General features: G+C 57.0%; 18 protein-coding genes, 1 pseudogene and 1 riboswitch. Of the genes and pseudogenes, 8 read left to right on the top strand and 11 right to left on the bottom strand.

Annotation, left to right across the window (positions count from 1 at the left end):
• Positions 1 to 276: 276 nt before the first annotated feature.
• Together SHIM_RS18150 and SHIM_RS18145 are read left to right on the top strand one after the other, a co-directional pair.
• A complete protein-coding gene (locus SHIM_RS18150; protein WP_054004098.1) occupies positions 277 to 1,350 on the top strand; it encodes a bifunctional transcriptional activator/DNA repair enzyme AdaA in 1,074 nt (357 codons plus the stop codon).
• The gene (locus tag SHIM_RS18145; RefSeq protein ID WP_054004097.1) at positions 1,347 to 2,117 is read left to right on the top strand and encodes an isocitrate lyase/PEP mutase family protein; all 771 of its coding nucleotides are present in this window, start codon (positions 1,347 to 1,349) and stop codon (positions 2,115 to 2,117) included. The genes SHIM_RS18150 and SHIM_RS18145 overlap by 4 nt, the downstream gene beginning before the upstream one ends.
• A gap of 36 nt (positions 2,118 to 2,153) precedes the next feature.
• On the opposite strand, the gene SHIM_RS18140 is transcribed toward SHIM_RS18145, so the two are convergent.
• Positions 2,154 to 2,549, bottom strand: coding sequence for an SMI1/KNR4 family protein (locus tag SHIM_RS18140; protein ID WP_082358469.1), 396 nt, complete (start codon positions 2,547 to 2,549; stop codon positions 2,154 to 2,156).
• A 177-nt stretch (positions 2,550 to 2,726) separates the two neighbouring features.
• Positions 2,727 to 4,391 carry a 30S ribosomal protein S1 gene (rpsA, locus tag SHIM_RS18135; RefSeq protein ID WP_443020481.1) on the bottom strand — a complete coding sequence of 555 codons (1,665 nt, stop codon included), beginning with the start codon at positions 4,389 to 4,391 and terminating at the stop codon, positions 2,727 to 2,729.
• Between the two features lie 633 nt (positions 4,392 to 5,024).
• Here rpsA and SHIM_RS18130 point away from each other — a divergent pair.
• The 3 genes and pseudogenes from SHIM_RS18130 to SHIM_RS20745 form a co-directional block, all read left to right on the top strand.
• Positions 5,025 to 6,146: a TauD/TfdA family dioxygenase gene (locus SHIM_RS18130; protein WP_054004094.1), complete on the top strand. Its 1,122-nt coding sequence runs from the start codon at positions 5,025 to 5,027 to the stop codon at positions 6,144 to 6,146.
• 410 nt (positions 6,147 to 6,556) lie between these two features.
• On the top strand, positions 6,557 to 6,868 hold the full coding sequence (locus SHIM_RS18125; RefSeq protein ID WP_054004093.1) for a hypothetical protein: 312 nt from the start codon (positions 6,557 to 6,559) through the stop codon (positions 6,866 to 6,868).
• Positions 6,869 to 7,120: 252 nt separating this feature from the next.
• Positions 7,121 to 7,219, top strand: a pseudogene (locus SHIM_RS20745) (immunity protein Imm33 domain-containing protein); the annotation flags it as partial.
• Between the two features lie 17 nt (positions 7,220 to 7,236).
• On the opposite strand, the gene SHIM_RS18120 reads toward SHIM_RS20745, so the two are convergent.
• Both SHIM_RS18120 and SHIM_RS18115 read right to left on the bottom strand, forming a co-directional pair.
• A complete protein-coding gene (locus tag SHIM_RS18120; RefSeq protein ID WP_054004092.1) occupies positions 7,237 to 7,482 on the bottom strand; it encodes a DUF6525 family protein in 246 nt (81 codons plus the stop codon).
• Between the two features lie 125 nt (positions 7,483 to 7,607).
• Positions 7,608 to 8,243, bottom strand: coding sequence for a nitroreductase family protein (locus tag SHIM_RS18115; protein WP_054004091.1), 636 nt, complete (start codon positions 8,241 to 8,243; stop codon positions 7,608 to 7,610).
• Between the two features lie 144 nt (positions 8,244 to 8,387).
• Between SHIM_RS18115 and SHIM_RS18110 the strand changes: the two genes are divergently transcribed.
• Positions 8,388 to 8,777: a winged helix-turn-helix transcriptional regulator gene (locus SHIM_RS18110; protein ID WP_054004090.1), complete on the top strand. Its 390-nt coding sequence runs from the start codon at positions 8,388 to 8,390 to the stop codon at positions 8,775 to 8,777.
• Between the two features lie 4 nt (positions 8,778 to 8,781).
• Here SHIM_RS18110 and SHIM_RS18105 read toward each other — a convergent pair whose 3' ends face one another.
• Together SHIM_RS18105 and aroA are read right to left on the bottom strand one after the other, a co-directional pair.
• A complete protein-coding gene (locus SHIM_RS18105; RefSeq protein WP_054004089.1) occupies positions 8,782 to 9,390 on the bottom strand; it encodes a (d)CMP kinase in 609 nt (202 codons plus the stop codon).
• A 4-nt stretch (positions 9,391 to 9,394) separates the two neighbouring features.
• Positions 9,395 to 10,741 carry a 3-phosphoshikimate 1-carboxyvinyltransferase gene (gene aroA, locus SHIM_RS18100; protein ID WP_054004088.1) on the bottom strand — a complete coding sequence of 449 codons (1,347 nt, stop codon included), beginning with the start codon at positions 10,739 to 10,741 and terminating at the stop codon, positions 9,395 to 9,397.
• Positions 10,742 to 10,986: 245 nt separating this feature from the next.
• Here aroA and SHIM_RS18095 point away from each other — a divergent pair, with 245 nt between their 5' ends.
• Positions 10,987 to 11,832 (top strand): hypothetical protein, encoded by an 846-nt coding sequence (locus SHIM_RS18095; RefSeq protein ID WP_054004087.1) that lies wholly within the window; start codon positions 10,987 to 10,989, stop codon positions 11,830 to 11,832.
• A 4-nt stretch (positions 11,833 to 11,836) separates the two neighbouring features.
• Here the strand turns inward: SHIM_RS18095 and trmB are convergent, their stop codons facing one another.
• Entirely contained in the window at positions 11,837 to 12,559 is a 723-nt protein-coding gene (gene trmB, locus SHIM_RS18090; protein ID WP_054004086.1) for a tRNA (guanosine(46)-N7)-methyltransferase TrmB, read from the bottom strand.
• 62 nt (positions 12,560 to 12,621) lie between these two features.
• The gene (locus SHIM_RS18085; RefSeq protein WP_054004085.1) at positions 12,622 to 13,482 is read right to left on the bottom strand and encodes a bile acid:sodium symporter family protein; all 861 of its coding nucleotides are present in this window, start codon (positions 13,480 to 13,482) and stop codon (positions 12,622 to 12,624) included.
• A 375-nt stretch (positions 13,483 to 13,857) separates the two neighbouring features.
• On the opposite strand from SHIM_RS18085, the gene SHIM_RS18080 reads away from it, so the two are divergent.
• On the top strand, positions 13,858 to 14,118 hold the full coding sequence (locus tag SHIM_RS18080; protein ID WP_054004084.1) for a hypothetical protein: 261 nt from the start codon (positions 13,858 to 13,860) through the stop codon (positions 14,116 to 14,118).
• Positions 14,119 to 14,295: 177 nt separating this feature from the next.
• Here the strand turns inward: SHIM_RS18080 and metK are convergent, their stop codons facing one another.
• From metK to SHIM_RS18065, 3 genes are all read right to left on the bottom strand, one after another.
• Positions 14,296 to 15,477 carry a methionine adenosyltransferase gene (metK, locus tag SHIM_RS18075; protein WP_054004083.1) on the bottom strand — a complete coding sequence of 394 codons (1,182 nt, stop codon included), beginning with the start codon at positions 15,475 to 15,477 and terminating at the stop codon, positions 14,296 to 14,298.
• Between the two features lie 8 nt (positions 15,478 to 15,485).
• A riboswitch (SAM-SAH riboswitch) is annotated at positions 15,486 to 15,534 on the bottom strand.
• Positions 15,535 to 15,570: 36 nt separating this feature from the next.
• Positions 15,571 to 17,103: an apolipoprotein N-acyltransferase gene (lnt, locus tag SHIM_RS18070; RefSeq protein ID WP_082358464.1), complete on the bottom strand. Its 1,533-nt coding sequence runs from the start codon at positions 17,101 to 17,103 to the stop codon at positions 15,571 to 15,573.
• Entirely contained in the window at positions 17,096 to 17,980 is an 885-nt protein-coding gene (locus tag SHIM_RS18065) for a transporter associated domain-containing protein (protein ID WP_054004082.1), read from the bottom strand. Before SHIM_RS18065 ends, lnt begins: the two co-directional genes overlap by 8 nt.
• Between the last annotated feature and the right edge of the window lie 24 nt (positions 17,981 to 18,004).

Below are 18,004 nucleotides of genomic sequence, written 5' to 3'. Positions count from 1 at the left end.
AGTAGAAACGCTGAAAACGGAAATGGAAAGGCAGGTTGATCGCCCGTTTTTGCTCAATTCCGCCGATTTTTGCGCCTTGATCGCGCTATCGGGTCGGTTTTTCCCCCACTCTACTTCCCCGACATCACCGCCGCAGCGCAGCGAAGCCATTGATTCGCAAAGAAAAGCCCCAGCGCGCTTTCGCCTTGTTTTGGCCTGACACCTTCCGGTGTTTCGCGCGGCAATAGACGCCTGATTTCTGGCTGACCGAAACAATGCACGTGCTAATGTCACCACATGTTCTTTGATTTGCCTTCCCATGCCGATTTGTATCAAGCTCTGCTCGATCGCGACGACCGCTATGACGGGCAGGTTTATGTGTGCGTCGCGACCACCGGCGTGTTCTGCCGACTGACCTGCCCTGCCCGCAAACCCAAGCCTGAAAATTGCACCTTCTTTGCCACCATTGGTGAGTGCATTGAAGCCGGATATCGTGCGTGCAAGCGATGTCATCCACTCGCGCCGGCGGCAGATGCTGACCCAGCCATCGCAACTTTACTCGCGGCACTGGACGACCGCCCTGACATCCGTTGGTCCGAGCGCCATATCATCCAAATGGGGTTTGACCTTTCCACCGTACGACGCAGTTTTAAGCGCCAGTTTGGCATGACATTTCTGGACATGGCCCGCCAACGCCGCCTGCGCGAAGGATTTGAAACACTGGCCAGCGGCGACAACGTGATCGCCGCGCAACACGACGCCTCCTTTGACAGCCCACAGGCCTTTCGATCAGCATTCGCCCGCCTCATGGGCTGCCCACCGTCAGCCCTAAAAGCGGGAGGACTGTTGCGGGTCGACTGGATACCAACCACCTTGGGTGACATGATCGCCGTTTCGTCGGCCAGCCACCTTCATCTTTTGGAGTTTGTCGACCGCAAAGCGCTTCCTCGCGAGCTTGCCCGCTTGCGGGACTTCGCCAAAGGAGATCTGGGTTTGGGCCGTTATGCCCCGACCGATCAAATCCAGTCCGAACTGGCCGCCTTCTTCAACGGTGCCAGCGCGACATTCTCCACGCCGATGGCGATGCATGGCACGGCCTTCACCAAAGACGTCTGGCACGCACTCCTTACCATTCCTGCGGGAAGCACGCGCAGCTATTCCGAGATTGCTCGGGACATGGGCCGTCCCTCCGCCACCCGCGCGGTTGCCCGCGCAAACGGCGCCAACCAAATCGCTATTGCGATTCCCTGCCATCGCGTCCTCGGCGTCAACGGGGCGCTCACCGGATATGGTGGTGGGCTGTGGCGCAAACAGAAACTCCAAGACATCGAACACCATTATCGTCCTAAATCTGAAAGGCTCCCCGCATGAGTGACGCCCGATCCTCGATCCAAAAAGCCGATGCTTTGAGATCTCTGCACACACCCGGCACACCTCTGGTGCTTTTCAACATCTGGGACGCCGGCAGCGCTGGTGCGGTGGCCAAAGCGGGCGCAAGGGCGCTTGCCACCGGCAGCTGGTCAGTGGCCGAGGCGCAGGGGTATCGTGACGGCGAAACACTGCCGATGGAGTTCCTCCTCAACATTGTCGAACGCATCGTGGCCACCAGCCCCTTGCCGCTGAGCGTGGATTTTGAAGGCGGCTACGCAGCAGATCCGTCCGCAATCACACTCAATGTTGAACGGCTGATCTCCGCAGGCGCGGTCGGCCTCAATTTTGAGGACCGTGTTGTCAAAGGCCAAGGACTGCACGCGATCGCCGCCCAAGCAGACCGCGTAAAAGCTGTGCGCGCTGCCGGGGAGCAAACTGGCATTCCAATTGTGATCAACGCCCGCACCGACCTTTTCCTGCAATCCAAACCGGAAGATCACGCCAGCCACATCACCGAGTCGCTTGACCGTGCCGCCGCTTATGCCGAAGCGGGCGGTGACAGCTTCTTTGTGCCCGGCCTGTCCGATCCGGATCTGATCCAGCAGGTTTGCGCCCGAAGCCCGCTTCCAGTGAACGTGATGCTGCGCGATGTGAGCGCCCAAGTCGCGCCTCTCGCGGCACTTGGTGTGGGCCGTATCAGCTTTGGCCCCACGCCTTATGCAGCGGCGATGAAAGGCATCACCGAACAGGCGCAGGCGTTTTATTGAACATCTAGTGGACACACCAGCGGTCTGAGGGACGCTTCACTCAGACCGCGACAGACGACCAAAGTCTCGCGCGACCATTGCGATTTCTCCGGTCTCATGCTGCCAGCGGTGCACGGAAGGTGTACAAACACCATTCTCATATAGAAACGCCAAGGCGTCTCCCATCCCGTTTGCCCCGATGCATATCGCGTTGTCCGGCCAACCGACCCAATCTTTTATTGCTGCGGTCTCCTGAACGATGTCCATTGCAGTACGTTTCAGGCGTTTTTTGTCCGACTTGTCCCAAACTGGATGCAGATCCCAGTTGTCACCATCACAGACAACTTCACCGCCGTTTTCCGACTTCAAACTCTTCCGATACTCGCTAGGTAGCTTGACGCCGAGGGTGGCTTCGCAAGCCTCAATAAACTTTTCATCGACCGGCCACGGCATCTCATACGCTTCCACTTTAGCTTTTTTAAGAGACCATAGGGTCACAACCCTAAGATGTAAAGCGAACGTCCCCCAGTAAAATCAGATATCCTGCTGCCTCTTCCAACCACCTGATCAAAAGAAAAACCCCGCCGTCTCCGGCGGGGTTTCTTTTTGTCTCAGAAGATCGGGCTGATCTTATTCGTCGCCCGTCTTCAGTGCGGCGCCAAGGATATCACCCAGCGATGCACCGGAGTCCGAAGAACCATACTGTTCGACGGCTTCTTTCTCTTCAGCGATCTCGCGCGCTTTGATCGACAGACCCAGACGACGTGTCTTGCTGTCAACGTTGGTCACGCGCACGTCAACCTTGTCACCGACATTGAAGCGCTCTGGGCGCTGCTCTGCACGGTCACGCGACAGGTCGGAGCGACGGATGAAGGACTTCATGCCTTCATAAACCACTTCGATGCCACCGTCTTCGATTGCGGTCACTTCACAGGTCACGATCGAACCGCGCTTCACGCCGCCAACTGCTTCTGCAAACTTGTCGCCACCCAGTGCTTTGATCGAGAGCGAGATACGCTCTTTCTCAACATCAACCTCGGATACGACGGCCGAAACCATGTCGTTCTTGTGGTAGCTCTGGATTGCTTCTTCGCCGCGCTCGTCCCAAGACAAGTCGGAGAGGTGAACCATACCGTCGATCTCGCCAGGCAGGCCGATGAACAGACCGAATTCGGTGATGTTCTTGACTTCGCCTTCGACTTCGGTGCCCTCGGGGTGTGTTTCTGCAAACACTTCCCATGGGTTGCGCTGTGTCTGCTTGAGACCAAGGGAAACGCGACGCTTGGCGCCGTCGATTTCCAGCACCATAACGTCCACTTCTTGCGAGGTGGAAACGATCTTGCCGGGGTGTACGTTCTTTTTGGTCCAAGACATCTCGGACACGTGAACCAGACCTTCAACACCAGGCTCGAGCTCAACAAATGCACCGTAATCGGTGATGTTGGTCACGCGACCTTTGTGCACCGACTCCAGTGGGTACTTGCCAGCCACCAGATCCCATGGATCTTCCTGCAGCTGCTTCATGCCAAGGCTGATGCGGTGTGTTTCTTTGTTGATCTTGATAACCTGAACCTTGACGGTTTCGCCGATTGTCAGGATCTCGGATGGGTGGTTCACACGACGCCATGCCATGTCAGTCACGTGCAACAGACCGTCTACGCCACCAAGGTCAACAAACGCACCGTATTCGGTGATGTTCTTGACGACACCGTCGACCGCTTGGCCTTCGGACAGGTTGCCGATAACTTCTGCACGCTGTTCTGCGCGGGACTCCTCGAGGATCGCACGACGCGATACAACGATGTTGCCACGACGACGGTCCATTTTCAGAACCTGGAACGGCTGCTTCAGACCCATCAATGGGCCAGCGTCACGCACGGGGCGCACGTCAACTTGCGAACCGGGCAAGAAGGCCACGGCGCCGCCGAGGTCAACTGTAAAGCCGCCTTTGACGCGACCAAAGATTGCGCCTTCAACGCGCTCTTCGTCGGCATATGCTTTTTCGAGGCGATCCCATGCTTCTTCACGGCGTGCCATCTCACGAGAGATAACCGCTTCGCCGCGGGCGTTTTCAGCCGAGCGCAGGAAGACTTCTACTTCGTCGCCAACAGCGATTTCAGCAGGTTCACCAGGATTTGCGAATTCTTTCAGATCAACGCGGCCTTCCATTTTGTAGCCGACGTCGATGATGGCTTGGCCCGCTTCAACTGCGATGACCGTGCCTTTGACAACAGAACCCTCTTCGGGTGTGTCCATTTCGAAGCTTTCTTGCAGGAGGGCTTCGAATTCCTCCATAGTTGTATCAGCCATGTGGCGTCATTTCCTTTTCAAACATTTTTTCTGGCCAAACGGTTGTCTCCGCCGGTCTAAGTTGGTGCCCGCCTTGCGACGTGCGAATTGGTCTTGGACGCGCCAACAACAAGAAAACACACACAAAACAAAGAGGGCCGGCGATTGCCTGACCCTGCTCGTCTCATTGTTTTATGGCATATGCGCCTTATAGACAGGGGCTCTATAGACACATTCCCCTATCGGAGCAAGTCGATTGTGCCACACACCCCTGCCCCGCTGATGGCTGTTTCCCCGCGTTGACTGCGCCCTCTCACAGCGTCGCAGACAGGAGCATCCTTTCAGAAGTTGAGAGGCATATCCCTCACATGGCGCAAGCAAGGCCGCTATGGATGCGACGCAGCCAATGTCGGCTTTGAGCCCAAACCTACCAATTTTCTGTACTGCGGCTAATGTCGGCTTGCTGTACGATTGTTCCCGCCATAGTGTTCGTCTCTATGATGAAAGTATGTTCAAGTCTGGTGCTTGAGTGGCGCGCAATGGGTGCGCCCTTTGGCAAAACTCAGGAATGGTGGCCGCCGCCCTGCCGTTGATCTTTGTGATCGACCCTGAAAACCATCAAAACGAACTGGATATACTATGACGATCCACGGCCTTACGGTCCGTGCAGACACGCTTGTCGTGACTTGGGCGGATACGACCACTACGGATTTTCCAACAATTTGGCTGCGCGACAACTGCCCTTCTGGACTGCACCCCCAGACACACGAACGCCTGCTAGACTTGCTAACGCTTGATGATGCGCCAGTCCTGTCATCCGCGCAGGTTGACGAAGACGGTGTCCAGCTTGGCTATGCGGACGGACACATCAGCTTTTTACCTTTGTCTTTGTTGACCGGTCATCGTCCCGGCCAACGTGCTGCCGATCCGGCGGCGATTGCAACGCGGCTGTGGCGGTCGGAACACGCTGTGGCTCGGTATGCAGCATCACCGATCATGAATGAAGACACTGCTTTGACGGCGTGGATGCAAGCCACGGCTGCCGACGGCCTCACCATCATTGAGCACCTGGAGGATCGGACAAGTGCTGGCGTTGATGTGGCTGAACGGATTGATTTCCTGCGCAAAACCAACTTTGGCACCACGTTTGAAGTGATCAATAAACCTGATCCTAACAATCTGGCCTATACGTCAGTCGCACTACCACTGCATACCGACCTGCCGAACCAAGAGGTGCCGCCCGGCTACCAGTTCCTGCATTGCCTCGCCAACGAGGCCATCGGCGGCGGGTCGCTGTTTGCTGACGGTTTTGCCATGGCTGAGGATTTGCGCACCGATGATCCCGAAGCATTCGACCTGCTCTGTAATGTCGAAATTCCATTCCGCTTTCACGACGGTGACGCCGACATCTCGGTCTATAAGCCAGTGATTACACTGGGTGCTGCGGGCAAAGTGATCGAGATACGCTATAACGCCCACCTTGCAGGCGTATTCGATATGGCCGCCGATATCATACCAGCCTATTATCGTGCTTACCGCGCTTACATGTCCAAGACCCGTGATGCTAAATATCGGATCACGCTGAAACTACAGGCGGGTGAAATGGTAGTCTTTGACAACAGGCGCGTTCTGCACGGGCGCGATTCCTTTGATCCGTCCACTGGCTTTCGTCACTTACACGGATGCTACGTAGATCGCGGGGAATTTGCCTCACGACTGCGTCAGTTGTCCCGTAAGATCGACGCTGCAAAAGCGGCATAATCCGCCAATGAGCTACGCTGATGCACTTTCGCGGCAACGTCTGCGAAGGTGCGTTCTTCGCTTTGTCTAAAATGACAAAGGGGTAAGCAACTTGCCCGGAAACAAGGTCGATAGCTGACATTTCGTGTGCTGAACCGAACGGCAGCAAAGTCCGCATACCCGACAATCAATGTGGACAGAACAATCCAGTGCTCCCCTATTGCCACAGGTTTGCCTGCGGCAAAACGCAGGCGCTTCGCTTCCACCCCTCGGTTCGGTCGCTATGCCATTTTCCGGTCGTGTTCTTTGGGTCACACGAACAACAGACTGCAACCAGCGTTAGTCACCGGCAAGCAACGCTTCAAAAGGGTGGTGATACACAGACTAAACCCTTAGCTTCGTCGCGGAGTATTGTCGGGATGACTATTGAGATGAAAAAAACTTTGGCCGAAGAAGTGCTCTTGGAATTGCAGGTCACCTCAGCAACCAGAGTTCACGACTATTGGCAAATCTGTTTTGGCGACACCGTTTTGAGTATTTACAATCCCGTCCAAGGAGACGTCGCAAATGTCGACGACCTTCTCGACCAATATGTGGTTTCAATCACACAGATTGCTTCGAGATTTGGGATTCTGTTCTCGAACAAAATCCAACTCGAAATTGACCTGAGCGACGACGCGCACTCCGGGCCAGAGGCCATGCACCTCTATTCTCCAGACTCTTTCTCGATTGTCTGGCAATAAGTAGTTTGCCTCCGTTCGGTCGTTGCAAAAACTTGAGGGACGCCAAACGGCCTTCCGACTCATTGCACTTAAATCACCCTGCGTCTTTATTAGGTTTTGGCAACCAACGAGAAGTCATCCATGGAGCACAACTTCATTCAATCCCGGATAGACCACTGAAAATACGTTGCCGCGACACCGCAAATATAACGCCTAACTGACAGAGCTGGCAGCTCGCTGTCCGCGCTTCAGGGAAATACGCTATAGAACGGTCTGCGCCATCCACCGGTCTATGGCACAACAGGTTGGTGTGTCTGGGGCGGAGACGATCTTTCTCCCGCGCCTGATTTCCTCAAGCCGCTCCATTTGACCCACATCGCAGCCCAGCCTCACACCTCTTGCACACGATCCTTCAGCAACGTCGCCGCCTCCACCGCCGCCAATCGCGCCAACGCCGCTTCCGGATCACGCCGCCCGCCGGCTTTAACCCAAACCCCTTTGGCCGAGGCCGGGCTCCAAGGCAGCGCGGCAGCCCGAAGCCAAGTTCGCAGTTCCGGCGGCAGCGAGTCGAATTCTGTCATGGGGTTGCACTGCCGCCGGCGCCGACGAAGGCTGCTCTGGAGATTTCTACTCATACGCCCTCTTGGATTCGCCGTTTGCCGTTATGTAATGTTATTACATCCCAATCAAGCAGGACTGCAAGCCAAAAGAAAAGGCGCCCCCAAGGGGAGCGCCTGAAACACCAACTAACCGGCAAAGCTTAGCCGATGGTCTTAACCATCTCATCCTTGGATTTGCGCACTTTCGCCATCGGCAGCAGCCAGTCGGCGCCTTCCTGACGGTATCCCAGAGGCAACAGAGTCACAGACTTCAGGCCAAATTCTTTCAGGCCCATGATCTCGTCCACAGCGTCGGAGTCAAAGCCTTCCATCGGGCACGTATCTACGCCCAATTCGGCTGCGGCCAACATAGAAAAGCCCAACGCAATATAAGCCTGACGCGCCGCGTGGTCGTGGTTCACAGACTCGTCGCGTGGCAGATAAACAGATTTCAGGTTTTCGTAGTATTGGCTCAGCATTGGGTTCTCACCGCGCAGCTCTTCCATCTGCGCACGCACTGCGTCGATACGGTCAGCCGAGTAATTGTCCCAGGCCGCGAAAACCAACAGATGGCTGCCTTCCGTGATCTGGCTCTGGTCCCAACCCACTTTGCGGATTTTCTCACGCATATCGTCGTTGGTCACCACGAACACTTCAAACGGCTGCGTGCCGCTCGACGTCGGCGCCATGCGAACCGCCTCAAGAATGGCCTCCACATTTTCCTCGGACACGGCTTTCGCCGGGTCCATTTTCTTGGTGGCATAGCGCCAGTTCATCAGCTCTTTCAACGTGGTCATCTTCGTCTTTCCTTATCCGCCGCCGCACTCCCCATGAGTCGCGTTTCGGGGTGGTATATTTATGTAACCGGCGATATATGAGGAACCAGAAAGCGCCGCAAGAAGGCACATCACTTAAACCTAGTCACACGAAGGGAACTGCCCATGCCCAAGGACACCGCCAAAGCCGGCAACTGCCCTCAGTGTTCGCGCATCAATGAGGTTTTGGGACGGGTCGGCGACCGTTGGTCGGTTCTGATCGTTATATCGCTGGCGGAATATGGCACGCTTAGGTTTAACGAACTGAAACGGCATCTGGGAATTTCACAGCGCATGTTGTCGCTGACCTTGCGTGAACTGGAACGTGATGGCTTGGTGCACCGTGAATACCATCCAACGATCCCGCCCAAGGTCGAGTATTCCCTGACAGATCTAGGCAAATCTTTCCGCGAACCGGTGCAAGCGCTTGGCCTCTGGGCCCTCGAAAACCTGCCCAATATCGACACATCCCGCGAAGTTTACGATCAGCAAAACCCCGACAAAAAGTCAGCTTAGAGTTTCAACTGCGCATGACCTCGATCGCCGTTATCGCTGCCGCAATCGCGGCCTCGATCGACAGCGCCGTGGTATCAATCACCGTCGCGTCTTTGGCTGCAACCATCGGTGCCTCGGCGCGGTTTCGGTCGCGCGCGTCACGCTCTTTCACGTCCGCCAACACAGTTTCAAACGAGATCTGCGTGCCTTTGCCTACCAACTCCTGATGCCGCCGCTCGGCGCGCACTTCTGCGCTCGCCGTCACAAACAGCTTGGCCTCGGCATTGGGGCAAATCACAGTGCCAATATCGCGACCATCCAGAACCGCGCCACCGGAGCGCCGCGCAAACGCGCATTGAAAATCCACAAGCGCAGCGCGCACCTCGCCGATCACCGCCACGCGGCTCGCGGCCTGCGCCACGTCTGGCGTGCGCAAATCCTGCGCCCCGAGATCCTCAGCGACCAAGGCCTGCGCCGCCGCGATCGGATCGGTTCCATCCAGCGTCTTGGCCCCAACCGCGCGATACAGCAGCCCGGTGTCCAAATGCGCAAAGCCGAAATGCGCAGCCACAGCCTTGGAAATCGTGCCTTTGCCAGCCGCTGCAGGCCCATCAATGGCAACGGTAAAAGCCATCCGCCTAGCCCCGCACCACGTCAGTACCCAGACCCGCCATCAGCGGCTCAAAGATCGGGAAGGATGTGGCAATCGGGCCGCCATCATCCAAGCTGACCGGGTTTTGCGCGGCCATGCCCAACACCATAAAGCTCATGGCGATGCGGTGATCCAAATGGCTCTCGCAGGTCGCCCCACCGGGAACGTTGCCATGACCCAAGCCTTTGACAATCCACCAATCGTCGCCTTCGTCGACCTCGACACCGTTCAGACGCAGGCCCGTCGCCATGGCGTCAATTCGGTCGCTTTCCTTGACCCGAAGTTCTTTGACGCCACGCATCACAGTCTCGCCTTGTGCAAACGACGCAACCACGGACAGCACCGGATATTCATCAATCATGCTCGCAGCGCGCGCTGGATCGACCTCGATCCCCTTAAGGTTTGGCGAAAACTTCGCGCGCAGATCCGCCACAGGTTCGCCGCCCTCTTCGCGCTCGTTTTCATACGTCAGGTCCGCGCCCATTTCGCGCAGCGTCGTGAACAGCCCTGCCCGCGTGGGATTCAGGCCAATATTGGGCACCAACACGTCTGATCCTGGCGTGATCACTGCCGCACAGACTGGAAAGGCGGCCGAACTTGGGTCACGTGGCACCACAATTGTCTGTGGCTTCAATTCAGGTTGACCGGTCAGCGTGATGACCCGTCCAGCATCGCTTTGCTCAACAGAAATCTCAGCCCCAAAGCCCGCCAACATGCGCTCTGTGTGATCGCGCGTCGCTTCTTTCTCGATTACAACTGTCTGACCCGGCGCATTCAAACCCGCCAGCAAAACAGCCGATTTCACCTGCGCCGAAGGCATCGGCACCTCATAGCGCACAGGCGTCGGGTCTTTCGCACCCACAATAGTCATGGGCAAACGTCCACCAACGCGACCAACGGCTTGTGCGCCAAACAGCGCAATTGGGTCGGTCACCCGCGCCATAGGCCGCCCGTTAAGGCTCGCATCGCCGGTGAAGGTCACAGTGATATCACAGGTCGCCATTGCGCCCATGATCAAGCGCACGCCGGTACCGGAATTGCCGCAATCAATCACGTTGTCAGGCTCGGCAAAGCCGCCAACACCAACTCCATGCACCGACCAATTGCCGCCGCCGTGATTAATCACCTCTGCCCCGAATGCCGCCATCGCCTTGCCGGTATCCAGCACGTCTTCGCCTTCCAAAAGGCCGGAAATCTTGGTCTCGCCGACCGCCATCGCCCCGAGGATCAAACTGCGGTGGCTGATGGATTTGTCACCAGGCACATTGGCCTCACCCTTCAGCGGGCCGCAGGGACGGGAAGTCATCGGAATGGGGGTGCCGTGGCCGGACATGTGGCGCGTATCCTTATTGCTGTTACATCGCTGTTAGCGCAACAATTGGCCTTCGTCTATGGGACGCAACGCAGCATTTCGCATTTCGTCAGCTTGCACAATCTTTGAGACAGCCCAAGAAGCCACAAGGTGATCTTCCGCTCGAAAAAACACTAATAAGTTGCAAGGCCACCTCCAAACACAGATACTAATTCCAATTTCGAAGATGCGTCATTTAGCAAGCCATTTTCAAAGGAGCTCATGTGATGGACACGTCCCCCCAACCCGGCCGGTTTCAAAAACTGCTCACGCCCACTCAAACGCTGTCTCCGACACAACAGGCTTTGCAAGAACGCCTCGCCTTTCTCGTCGGCTGCGCCGCCCTCGCTCTGCCCGCTATCCTCTGGCTCCTTGCCCACGCACCTAAGGTTTGCATGCGCGACAGCATCAGCCACTTTTATTACGATCCGTTCTTGGGCACGATGTTTGCCGGAATTCTTTTCTTTATCGGCGGCTTTATGATCGCGCTCACCGGAGAAAACCGGCTCGAGAAATATGGCTCCAGCCTTGCTGGCATCGGTGCTTTTGCTCTCGCGCTCTTCCCGACTTCTGGTGACGGCTGCGAACACCTAAACGATTTCTCGGCTCGTCCCTTTGCCCATATGACACGCCCTGCTGCCGAGAATGCCTCTGCGGGATACATCGTCGCGCCATACGACGGCGGAGCCTATTTTGCGGTCACATCGTCGGCGGAACATCTTCATATGTATGGCGCGGGGGTCGTGTTCGTCTTCCTTGGGCTCTACTGCTACTTCGTGCTGGCACGCGTGATTGACGCACGGCACAAAGTAGGCGGCGAATTGATTGCGACCAAACGCAACCGCAACCGCCTTTATAAAACCTGTGGTGTGGTTATCCTGCTCTGTGTGGCCACGCTTGGGGCGAAATCGCCACTCCTAAGCGACGCGGCGCTGCTTTGGTGGAACCGCTTGAACCTGACTTTCTATGTCGAGGCTCTCGCACTGCTCGCCTTTGCCGTGGCGTGGTTCGCAAAAGGGCGGCGTTTCACCCGCCTCAACGATACCGAAGTCGTGCCGCTGTCCCGCCTCTAATGGCTTAGGTCTTGCGAAACGTCAGGTAATGCGGCGTGCGGCCCTCGCGAAACGCCTTCTGCTCATAGCGTGTAGAGATCCAGTCCCCCCATGGCTCGCGCCAATCCTCAGGGCTTTCCGCGAGCCATTCAAACCCTTGCTTGGGCACCTGCTCCAGCGTCTGACGCACATAGTCGGGAATATCCGTCGCAACGCGAAAAATCGCACCGGGCTTCAGCTTGCGCGCCAGTGGTTCAAGGTGATCAGGCGTCACAAACCGGCGCCGGTGGTGGCGCTTCTTTGGCCATGGGTCGGGATACAGCAAAAACGCACGGCTCAGGCTTTGGTCGGGCAACACGTCAAACATGTCCCGCACATCGCCTGGATGCACGCGGATATTGTCGGCGCCAGCTTCGCGGATTTTGCCCAACAGCATTGCAACGCCGTTGATATAGGGCTCGCACCCAATGATGCCGACGTCCGGATTTTGCACGGCTTGATGCACCATGTGCTCACCACCGCCAAACCCGATCTCCAGCCAGATATCTTTGTCGCCAAACAGCGCCTCTAGATCTATGACGCTTCGGTCAGGGTTCTTGTCCCAGGTAATCTTTCCTGGGCTCAGCTTGGCAAGGTCCTCTTCAAGATACGCCTCTTGGCTTGACCGCAATCCTTTGCCCTTGAACCGGCCATAAAAATTGCGCCAAGGGGCGCCCGAAGGGTGTCTATCTGTCGGATTGTCAGACATGAGCTCTCTCGTTTGGATCGCCCGAGCCTTTGCCGCACCCTGCCCTTCGGGTCAAGATGCGCTCAGCTTTTTCCGAAAATCAACCGAAGAATGAACATGCCCGGAATGGTCACGATATACATCGTAATCCCGTAAAGCGCCGCCGGCACCGCGTATTCAGGAATGCCCGACGCCTGTGCAACCATGCCCGCCACGGTGATGCCCAATGTGGCGTTCTGCACGCCCATCTCGACGGAGATACACAAACCATCCGGCCCCGACAGGCCCAAAAGCCGCGCCACGCCTACGCCGAGCACCAATAGCAGAGCATTCAAAAGCATCAGCACCGGACCAAGCGTCCAGATATTGGCCATGAACAGATCCCAGTTGGTTGCCAAGGCGACGGCCACGATGACCAAGAACAGCACCAACGCCAACGCTGAGACGATCTTCTCGATCTTGTCAGCCACACCGCTGGCCACCCAGCGGGTCAGCAAGCCGATCAGAACCGGCACAGCCGTGATCGCAAACATCGACATGCCGATGCCCAACACGTTTACCTCCGGTGCAGCCTCACCAAGAAAGGTCGCGCCAGCCCATACAACCAAAATCGGGACGGTAATCACCGACAAAAGGCTCACGACCGCCGTCAGGGTGATCGAAAGCGCCACAGTGCCTCCGCCCAGCTTGGTCAGGATGTTAGAGGTCACACCGCCCGGACAAAACGCGAGGATCATAACGCCAAAGGCCATCGCAGGAGGCAAATCAAAAACGATAAGCAGGAGGTAAGCCACCAAAGGCACCGCCCCGATTTGCATCACCACACCGGTCAGCACCGCTTTCGGCATGGTCAAGACGCGGCCAAAGTCGGCAAACGTCAGGCCAAAGCCTAGTGAAAACATGATGAACGCAAGTGATAGCGGCAGAGCCACGTCGATGAGCATAGATATTCCTCCCTATTCGCGGGGAAGACCGTCGCACAATTTCCCGACAGTACCAAAGATTTCGTAAGGGAAGTGCCGTCGGGTTACAAAACTGTCCTGGCTAGTGCATAGGATCCGCCCATGACGCATTGCGCTATCTGACAACAAACTCGCAACGATGCTTTGTGAGTTTAGCAAATCCCATTTGGGTATTTTTGAGATGCTAGATAGCAGCAAAGAGATCTAAAAATGGTCCGCTTACTTCGCCGTAGCGTAATTTGGAGACCACCACTCAAGAAGGCCCCTTGATCCTTCATGAGGTCTAGCACACTCGGGGCGGCGATCGCTTACGTGTCAAACGTGAGGTCTGGGTCACGAGGTAACAGGAGGAAAACAATGCTTAATAATGCCAAAACGAATTCAACGTGGACGTCTGTCATGGATGAAACCAAAAATCCGTTGAAAAACCATTCTCTGTCCACCGCTCATTTGATGATGCAAATGCTGGCGTGGATGTGGAGTTCCATATTTTCTCTAATGGTCGGCAGCTATTTCGTATTCGGCTTGACCGCGTCTGCACACATGCTTCTGATCGCGGGCTTGTTCATTACACTAGTGGTGTTCAAGAAAGCAGAAACGTCAAATTCCGGCGACTAGACGATTGGAGCCGGAAAGACGCAGGAATTGGTGGCCCGCATTCCAGTGTTGGCCAAAGACCCATCAATTGCAAAAGGCGCTGCCGGTCATCGGACGGGCAGCGCCTTTTTTCGAAATCTCAAGACAAGACAACACCGTCAAACCTTTCGGCTTTCGAGTGACCTTTTGGCCTTCGTCTCACAGCGCGGATTTCAGCTCTTCAACCAAATCCGTGCGTTCCCAGCTGAAACCGCCGTCCGCTTCAGGAGCACGACCAAAGTGGCCATAGGCTGCCGTGCGCTGATAAATTGGTTTGTTAAGCTGCAACTGTTCGCGAATGCCGCGCGGAGTCAGGCTCATGACCTGACGGATCGCATTTTCGATCTTGGCCGGATCAATCTCGCCCGTGCCATAGTGGTCGCAATAGATCGACAGCGGCTCACTTACGCCAATCGCATAAGACAGCTGAATGGTGCAACGTTCCGCCAGACCGGCCGCCACCACGTTTTTTGCCAGATAACGCGCCGCGTAGGCTGCAGAGCGATCAACCTTGGTAGGATCTTTGCCAGAAAACGCACCGCCGCCATGAGGCGCTGCGCCACCGTAGGTGTCGACAATGATCTTGCGGCCCGTCAGACCCGCGTCCCCATCGGGGCCACCGATTACAAACTTGCCGGTTGGGTTCACGTGCCATTCGGTGGCGTCGCTGATCCAGCCCGCCGGCAGGGTCTCGCGAATGTAAGGTTCCACCACCGCGCGCACATCCGCGCTCGTCATGGCTTCGTCCAAATGCTGCGTCGACAACACAATTGAGCTCACGCCCACCGGTTTGCCATCCTCATAAATCACGGAAAGTTGCGATTTCGCATCCGGCCCCAGCGTCGGCTCCTGCCCCGATTTGCGCACCTCGGCCAGACGGCGCAGGATCGCGTGGGAGTATTGGATGGGCGCGGGCATCAATGCGTCGGTTTCGGTGGTGGCATGACCAAACATGATGCCCTGATCACCCGCGCCTTCTTCTTTTTCGCCGTTGGCGTCGACACCTTGTGCGATATGTGCGGATTGCTCGTGCAGCAGGTTGGTGATCTCCACGGTCTCGTGGTGAAACTTGTCCTGCTCATAGCCAATGTCTTTGATGCAGGCGCGTGCGATCTCGTCGATCCGCCCCATGTATTCGTGCAGCTTGTCCTGATCCGACAGCCCCACTTCCCCGCCTATGACCACACGGTTCGTGGTAGCAAAGGTCTCACAGGCCACACGCGCCTCGGGTTCTTCGGCCAGAAACGCATCCAAAACGGCGTCCGAGATGCGATCGCAGACTTTATCTGGGTGGCCTTCCGAGACGCTCTCGGAAGTAAAAGTATAGTTCTTACGTGCCATGGGGGTGGTGCTCCATTGGATTAAAACCGTCACGTCAGGAAGCCGTTGTGACGGAAATTCAGAGTCAGCAAATACGTGGAAGTAGAAGGCGGGTCAATCGGTTTCGCGCCGCCGCACCGCCGCACCCGCAACAATCAGCAAAGCAAGAAACACACCCATAGGCAGATCCCCCCAACGCGCATAAAGTGTGTCGGGGCCAAGGTCCGGCAAGACGACATCCAAAAAACCGGCCTCGCCCAGCGGCAACATCGCCAGCACGCGGCCCTGCGCATCAATGGCTGCTGAGATACCCGTGTTGGCCGCCCGCAGTACCGGAACGCCGGTCTCGATTGCCCGCATCCGCGCTTGTGCCAAATGTTGGTAGGGCCCTGAAAAATTCCCGAACCACGCGTCGTTGGTCATATGCAGCATCATACGAGGACGCTCGCCCCTGATGCGGGTGTCTTGCGGGAACACCGCCTCATAGCAAACCAGCGGCAAGGCCTTGCCCAATGCGCCAAGATCGATCAGGTCAGGTCCCACGCCAGCGGAGTAACCACCGCCATGTTGGCTGGCCAATCCCCGTATGCCAAACCGGCCAAGGAAATCGCCGAACGGGATGTATTCGCCAAAGGGCACAAGGTGATGTTTGTCATAGACATCGGTCACGGCTCCCTCCGGCGACACAACTGCCACGGTGTTAAAGATCCTCTCCCCTTCATACCGGTTCAGCCCCAGAACAACCGGCGCGCCGCGGGCCGCGCCCGCCACCGCAAGCAACGCATTCTCAGCGTTGTCCAAGGTCCACGGCACCGAGGTTTCCGGCCAGACCACAAGATCCGGCACCGCCGCATCGGCTTCGACGGCCACTTGAGCCGTCAAAGCGAGCGAGCGCTGAAAGAATGTTAAAATATGCTCAGGGTGCCATTTCAGATGCTGCAATGCATTTGGCTGCACCAGCCGCACCACCACAGCGGCATCCGTCTGCTCTCTGGCTTCGGGCACTTGATCCGGCACAGGCACCCACAGCGCCAACATCACCGCACCGGCCACGCCCCAGATCCATCGCCACCGGCGCACCGCGCCAAAGGCCAGACCGCCCGCCAACAGAAACAGCAAAAGGTTCACCCCATGCGGGCCACCAAAGGCCGCCAATTGCCCGAACATTTGGTTGACCAAGGCATAAGACGGCATCGCCCACGGAAATCCCGTGAAGACATAGGCCCGCAGAAATTCAGTAGCTGCCATCGCCACAGCCAATGCCACAACGCCGCCAAGACCCCGCCGCAGCCATCCCGCGACGCCAAACGCCACAGCCCAAAACGCCGCACCACCCGCCGCCATCATCACCAACGCAAACGGCGCCATCCATCCGTGCCGGGCCACATCGACCAGAAACGGCTCAACGATCCAATGCAGCGCCACCGCAAAATAGCCGAACCCGAACCAGAAACCGGTTTTGACCCAGTCGAAATTTCTCTCACAACGCAAGGCTAGTCCAAACACCGCAACAAACGCGGCGACAGTCAGGAACCAAAGATCAAACGGGGGATGTCCAAGCGCGCCCAGCGCGCCCAATACCACACATAGCACAGCCTGCTTCCAGCCCGACACCCGCCAGCGCTGCACCACAGCGCTGTCAGCCATTGGCAGCGTCCGTCGGCAGCAACACCCGCAAGCGTTTTATCCGGCGCGGATCGGCGTCTACGACCTCAAAAGCCACACCGTCGGGCAGCTCCACCACTTCGCCGCGCGCAGGCACATGGCCACACAGCATAAAGACCAACCCGCCCAGCGTGTCGATTTCCTCTCGGTCAACGTCTTCGTGGTACGTCAGTGACCGACCAATCGCGGCCTCAAACTCCTCCAGTGGGGTTTTGGACAAAGCCAGATAACTTCCGGGACGCTCTTGCACCCAGAAATCGGCCTCTTCAATGTCGTGCTCGTCTTCGATCTCACCGATCACCTGTTCGATCAGGTCTTCAATCGTGGCCAGACCATCCACGCCGCCATATTCGTCAATCACCAACGCCATATGGCGCCGTTCGGCCTGCATCTTGGCCAGCAAAACGCCAATCGCCATCGACGGTGGCACAAAAAGCAAAGGCCGCAACATCTGATCGATTTTCAAACTGCCAGCGTCGCCGTTGAAACCGTGGCGCAGGGCAAAGTCCTTGAGGTGAACAAACCCGATGGGTGTGTCCAACGTCCCATCATACACCGGCAATCGTGTCATGCCGCTGTCGCGAAAAACCTGCAAAAGCTCTGCCTCGCTGATGGTGTTGGGCACCGCCACGATATCGGCCTTAGGCACAGCCACATCTTCCACGCGCATGCGGCGCAGGTTGATCATGCCATGAGACTGAGGAGCAGAACTGGACGCCATTTGCGCGCCATCTAGGGCCGCCGGCTTCTCTGCGGATTTCGAAAACAGGCGCCGTATCAGGCCACCCTTTTGCTTGTGTTGACCTTCCGGCCGCGCGCTTAGCGCCGCGTTAGAGGATCCGTCGATGGTGTCGCCCATTGGCCCTTTCCGTTGGGGATGCGT

This window comes from Shimia sp. SK013 (assembly GCF_001292625.1).
Classification (GTDB): domain Bacteria; phylum Pseudomonadota; class Alphaproteobacteria; order Rhodobacterales; family Rhodobacteraceae; genus Shimia.
Note: the sequence above shows the minus strand (reverse complement) of the source record. Positions and strands in the feature narration are given on the sequence as shown.

Excerpts from the sequence above, each read along its gene's own strand:
- SHIM_RS18150 (WP_054004098.1), top strand. The coding sequence starts at position 277 with ATGTTCTTTGATTTGCCTTCCCATGCCGATTTGTATCAAGCTCTGCTC.
- SHIM_RS18145 (WP_054004097.1), top strand. The coding sequence starts at position 1,347 with ATGAGTGACGCCCGATCCTCGATCCAAAAAGCCGATGCTTTGAGATCT.
- SHIM_RS18140 (WP_082358469.1), bottom strand. The coding sequence starts at position 2,549 with ATGCCGTGGCCGGTCGATGAAAAGTTTATTGAGGCTTGCGAAGCCACC.
- rpsA (WP_443020481.1), bottom strand. The coding sequence starts at position 4,391 with ATGGAGGAATTCGAAGCCCTCCTGCAAGAAAGCTTCGAAATGGACACA.
- SHIM_RS18130 (WP_054004094.1), top strand. The coding sequence starts at position 5,025 with ATGACGATCCACGGCCTTACGGTCCGTGCAGACACGCTTGTCGTGACT.
- SHIM_RS18125 (WP_054004093.1), top strand. The coding sequence starts at position 6,557 with ATGAAAAAAACTTTGGCCGAAGAAGTGCTCTTGGAATTGCAGGTCACC.
- SHIM_RS18120 (WP_054004092.1), bottom strand. The coding sequence starts at position 7,482 with ATGAGTAGAAATCTCCAGAGCAGCCTTCGTCGGCGCCGGCGGCAGTGC.
- SHIM_RS18115 (WP_054004091.1), bottom strand. The coding sequence starts at position 8,243 with ATGACCACGTTGAAAGAGCTGATGAACTGGCGCTATGCCACCAAGAAA.
- SHIM_RS18110 (WP_054004090.1), top strand. The coding sequence starts at position 8,388 with ATGCCCAAGGACACCGCCAAAGCCGGCAACTGCCCTCAGTGTTCGCGC.
- SHIM_RS18105 (WP_054004089.1), bottom strand. The coding sequence starts at position 9,390 with ATGGCTTTTACCGTTGCCATTGATGGGCCTGCAGCGGCTGGCAAAGGC.
- aroA (WP_054004088.1), bottom strand. The coding sequence starts at position 10,741 with ATGTCCGGCCACGGCACCCCCATTCCGATGACTTCCCGTCCCTGCGGC.
- SHIM_RS18095 (WP_054004087.1), top strand. The coding sequence starts at position 10,987 with ATGGACACGTCCCCCCAACCCGGCCGGTTTCAAAAACTGCTCACGCCC.
- trmB (WP_054004086.1), bottom strand. The coding sequence starts at position 12,559 with ATGTCTGACAATCCGACAGATAGACACCCTTCGGGCGCCCCTTGGCGC.
- SHIM_RS18085 (WP_054004085.1), bottom strand. The coding sequence starts at position 13,482 with ATGCTCATCGACGTGGCTCTGCCGCTATCACTTGCGTTCATCATGTTT.
- SHIM_RS18080 (WP_054004084.1), top strand. The coding sequence starts at position 13,858 with ATGCTTAATAATGCCAAAACGAATTCAACGTGGACGTCTGTCATGGAT.
- metK (WP_054004083.1), bottom strand. The coding sequence starts at position 15,477 with ATGGCACGTAAGAACTATACTTTTACTTCCGAGAGCGTCTCGGAAGGC.
- lnt (WP_082358464.1), bottom strand. The coding sequence starts at position 17,103 with ATGGCTGACAGCGCTGTGGTGCAGCGCTGGCGGGTGTCGGGCTGGAAG.
- SHIM_RS18065 (WP_054004082.1), bottom strand. The coding sequence starts at position 17,980 with ATGGGCGACACCATCGACGGATCCTCTAACGCGGCGCTAAGCGCGCGG.